Genomic DNA, 3,973 nt, shown 5'->3' with positions numbered 1-3,973 from the left:
GATGCCAAGGAGGCGGTACGGGCGGAATTCGACCATCTGATTTCAAGCTGCGAGCTCGAGACCTGGCGCTGGGACGCAAGCGGCCCCCGGCCGGACCTGCCGGGCAAACAGCAGCGGCTTTCGGCTCCGCCCAGCAGGCAGGCTTTGGAACATCGACCGAACACGTGAAAAGCGGAAGTGCGCGGGAGGCTGCCGCAGGGATGGGACCCAGCCAGGAAATAAATATCGTGAACAAGCGAAAGGCCAGATGACGGCGATGATTGGACGCGGTTGGCGAGGGGCCGTGACAGCGACGAAGCGCGGGCGACGGCTGGCGCGCCCGTAGGGCAGGCTGAGTCTGAGGGCTTGCGCCTGGTGCCGGCGTTTGCGCTAGAAGCGATCGTTGAGCGGGGCCGTGATACCAGGGAGTGCGAAAAAAGGAGAAAGCGATGCTGAAGAAATTCGACATGGATCCGGGAACGGGCATTGTCATCGCAACAGTCCTGATTTTGGTGCTGTCCGGCGCCCGCCTTCTGAACCAGTGGGACAGTCTATCGTTTTGGCGAGAGCCGGGGCTGATCGCGGCTATTTTTCTTGGCTCGATTTCGGCGATTGCGCTGGCCGTCGCCTTCGTGGTCCGGCGATGGCCTCTGCAGGATGGCCCGTATGATCCAACCCGCCGGGGACCGGTTATCGATTTGCAGGCGGATTCGAAGACTGACCTACCTGGTTAGATGCGTTTCGGATATCGCGGAGGATGATGGCATTCGGATCGGGCACGTCGGCGAACTGCCACAGGCCAAGGTGCTGCCTTTTAGCGACCTCCTGCGCGACGATATAGGGAGCATGAACCGGAGCGCCATTCGGAGTGACGGCAGCGAACGCCCAGCCGGTTGAGATCAGCGCCGTGCCGAGATCGATACGAGAACCGGCCGCGAATCCTGAACTAGGCTGTGCGACGCAAACGACGAAGCGCGTTTTGGTCGCGGCCTGCCAGGCGGCCGTGTAGCACTGAGGTTTGAGATCCCGGATAAGAGAGACGAGCATGGCAAGGCTTGCCTCGCCGCAATCGACATGCCCCCTGGTCCCATTTGTGAAAAAAGTGCCTCGCAAGCAGGCTTGAACACCGTAGAGACGGTGGGTCTCGCCGGCATAGGTCCAGGTGTCGCCGGTGCTGAAAGATGCTGTGGCGGGGATCGCAAACCAGGGATTGGGTTTGTCCTCGGCCAGTGCCGGAACACTCCCGAGGACGGCCGCGAGAAGGCCAACGGCTGAGAAGCCAGGCTTCATTATTGATACCTGCTCAGATCGAACCAGAAGCGTTGTTTGCCGTCTGTCGTTGTGAGGTCCAGATAGTTAGGCTCCGTCCTCCGCTCGCGCGGCGTCACGGCCGATGTTGGACGCGTACCGTAACCCGAACCTCCCCGGTTCGTGCCCCAAGAGGCATACGTCGCATTCCGCGGCGCGCAGAAAGCGCCGTTGCTGTCTGGCTTGTAGACGGTTTGTGAGCGAGAGCTGTTGTCGCTCCCGCTCGATTCCGTCTCGGACGAGACGGCGATCATGCCGTCCGGGCAGGGTTTGAATTTCTCATATCCGATACGACCGGAACTGCCGGCCTCGGGGCACTGAGGCCAGGGCTCCCCATGCGCGACCATTCGGAAAGCGCGCTCGACCGGAGGCACACATTCCCCGACGCTCGCCCAACCCTGCGGGTTGAGGATGCACAGCAAAACCTTGCAGCCAAAGTCACCAGCATAGGCCGGCGCCGAGGACAGAGCCGCCAAGGTCGGCAAAAACGCCACAACGGGAAGAACCCTGCTCATTTTCATTGTGCCTACCTCAATTTCGCGATTGCAGTTCATCGAGTCATTGTATTAATTCGATATCGCACAATGGGCAACGGCGCAGGATTATTTTGGTGATTCGATTCCGCAAAACGGTACTGGCGGCGGGTGCTGCCCTGGCGATGTGCCAAGCAACGTTTGCGCAGGAAGCTCCGCAGAAATTCCAGGACCGCGTTGCGGCACCTGCCAGGCGCGTCGTTCATGCTGCCGTCGACGCGAAGGGCCGGGTGATGCCGGCCTATGAGGTTGAGAGCCAGGATGTGCAGCGGATCGGTACGGCGCAAAGCGCTGACAGTACGGCCGCTACGGTGACATCGACCAAGGCTGACAATCCCTGCCCCGGCGTCGCTGCCCTTTCGAAGGAAGAAGGACAGCGGATCGTCGAAACGGTCGCGCGCCAGCAAGGCTTTGCCCCGCCGCTCGTTCTCGCGGTTGCACGGGCCGAAAGTCGTTTCAATACCGGCGCGCTATCGCCCAAAGGGGCCTATGGCCTGATGCAGCTTCTGCCATCCACGGCAGCAAGCTACGGTGTCGATATCTGCGATCCCGCGGATAATGTGAAGGGTGGGATCGGCTTTCTGCGGGATCTGCATCGCAAATTTCCGAACCCGATATACATGCTCGCCGCGTACAATGCCGGCGAGGTCGCGGTTCTCAAATACAAGGGCGTGCCGCCCTACTCCGAGACGGTGGGCTACGTCGCCAACGTCATCAATGATTTCTACCAATGGCCATCGGGCTCTGAGGCGGTGATGCCCGCGGGGGCGGCGAGCCTTGATCTGGCCAATGTTCAAAAGGCTGCGGCCGGCGCAGCGGATCAACGAAATGATCCGACATCCCGCACTAGGTCCCACAATGGCAGCACCACGACGTCTCGCGAAGCGCCGGTCTGGCAGGGCGGGATGGTGCAAAATTTTGACTGAGGAGAAGCTTTGATGACCTTGTTGAGGATGATTGCTGCGCGCAGCACTGGTGTGGCGATGCCGCTCATGCTCTTGGCGACGCAGGCGATGGCCGGGGGCGGAAATCTCCAGCCGGTGCAAAGCACGCTGCAGACGTTGGTGCAGACCTTGACCGGTCCGATCGCGACGGCCTTGGCGGTTCTGTTCTGCATTTTCATGGGCTTCATGGCCTGGGCGGCACGCCTGTCATGGTTTGTGGCCGGAAGCTGGGTTTTGGGCATCGTGCTGGTCTTCGGCTCGGCCCAGATCGTCGAATTCTTTCAATCCGCGGTCGGCAGGTGATCGGGATGGCAGACGGCCGGATCGATCCTGACGAACCCAGATTGTTGATCACTCCGCTCGTCAAGGGCTTGACCCGAGCGCCGACGGTGCTCGGCATTCCCTATGAGCTTGCGGGGTTCATCGGCGTGCTGACCGCGGTCGTGTTCCTCGCAACCCATAATCTGGTCATGCTCTGTATCTGCGTGCCGCTCTATGCGGTTGCCAGGATCGTGATCATGCGCGATCCCATGTTCATCGAGATCATGTTCATCCGTTCACGAAAGATGCCGCCCCGGAGCGCCAGCTTCTGGGGCGCGCGCAGTTATCGGGTGTGACCGTGGCGATCGCACGGGCTCTTCGTGATGAACTGAGTTTCGGGGCCGTGTCCCGTCGGGAGAACCCGGTTTCGGCCCACATACCCTATTCACGGCACGTGTCCGACGAGGTGGTCAAGACGCAGGACGGCATGTTGATGTCCTTCGTTCACATGAGCGGGCTATGCTTCGAGACGATCGATATCGCGGAGATCAATTCGCGCCTGCTCGGCCGCAACGATCTTATTCGGGGGTTGGCGAATTCCCGCTATGCAATCTACTCGCACATTGTGCGCCGCGAGGTGAAGCCGGCGATCGAGTCGAGCTTCGAGAATAAGTTCTGCCAAGAGCTGGATCAGCGCTATACGGCGGCCCTGCGCACCCAGCGCATGTTTGTGAACGATATCTACCTGACGATCGTGCGGCGCGAGCTGCAGGGCACGGTCGGGACGGCGGATCTTGTGATCCGCAAGCTTTTGGGACGCAGGGCGGCGGACGGTCGCTCTTCGAGCGAGGAGCGGGCGCTGATCGAGCTCACGGACGTGATGAAAGCCGTCCGAGAGAGCCTGCAGGCGTATGGCGCGCGGGTTCTGACCGTCGTCAAGCGCAATGA

At 61.0% G+C, this 3,973-nt stretch carries 6 protein-coding genes and 1 pseudogene; 5 read left to right on the top strand and 2 right to left on the bottom strand.

What is annotated here, in order from left to right:
* Positions 1 to 428: 428 nt before the first annotated feature.
* The gene (locus EN749_RS32165) at positions 429 to 713 is read left to right on the top strand and encodes a hypothetical protein (protein WP_128364676.1); all 285 of its coding nucleotides are present in this window, start codon (positions 429 to 431) and stop codon (positions 711 to 713) included.
* On the opposite strand, the gene EN749_RS32160 is transcribed toward EN749_RS32165, so the two are convergent.
* A complete protein-coding gene (locus tag EN749_RS32160; RefSeq protein WP_128364675.1) occupies positions 670 to 1,269 on the bottom strand; it encodes a thermonuclease family protein in 600 nt (199 codons plus the stop codon). The two genes, EN749_RS32165 and EN749_RS32160, sit on opposite strands and share 44 nt — an antisense overlap.
* A complete protein-coding gene (locus tag EN749_RS32155) occupies positions 1,269 to 1,808 on the bottom strand; it encodes a hypothetical protein (protein ID WP_128364674.1) in 540 nt (179 codons plus the stop codon). The genes EN749_RS32160 and EN749_RS32155 overlap by 1 nt, the downstream gene beginning before the upstream one ends.
* 89 nt (positions 1,809 to 1,897) lie before the next feature.
* On the opposite strand from EN749_RS32155, the gene EN749_RS32150 reads away from it, so the two are divergent.
* The 4 genes and pseudogenes from EN749_RS32150 to EN749_RS32135 form a co-directional block, all read left to right on the top strand.
* On the top strand, positions 1,898 to 2,746 hold the full coding sequence (locus tag EN749_RS32150; RefSeq protein ID WP_128364673.1) for a lytic transglycosylase domain-containing protein: 849 nt from the start codon (positions 1,898 to 1,900) through the stop codon (positions 2,744 to 2,746).
* 27 nt (positions 2,747 to 2,773) lie between these two features.
* Positions 2,774 to 3,067, top strand: coding sequence for a TrbC/VirB2 family protein (locus EN749_RS32145; protein ID WP_281061937.1), 294 nt, complete (start codon positions 2,774 to 2,776; stop codon positions 3,065 to 3,067).
* 5 nt (positions 3,068 to 3,072) lie between these two features.
* A complete protein-coding gene (locus EN749_RS32140) occupies positions 3,073 to 3,381 on the top strand; it encodes a type IV secretion system protein VirB3 (protein WP_128364671.1) in 309 nt (102 codons plus the stop codon).
* Positions 3,378 to 3,973: pseudogene (locus EN749_RS32135) on the top strand (VirB4 family type IV secretion system protein); the annotation flags it as partial. The gene EN749_RS32140 and the pseudogene EN749_RS32135, both read left to right, overlap by 4 nt.

The organism is Mesorhizobium sp. M7A.F.Ca.ET.027.02.1.1 (genome assembly GCF_004022985.1).
GTDB lineage: Bacteria > Pseudomonadota > Alphaproteobacteria > Rhizobiales > Rhizobiaceae > Mesorhizobium.
This window is presented reverse-complemented; position numbering and strand designations above follow the sequence as displayed.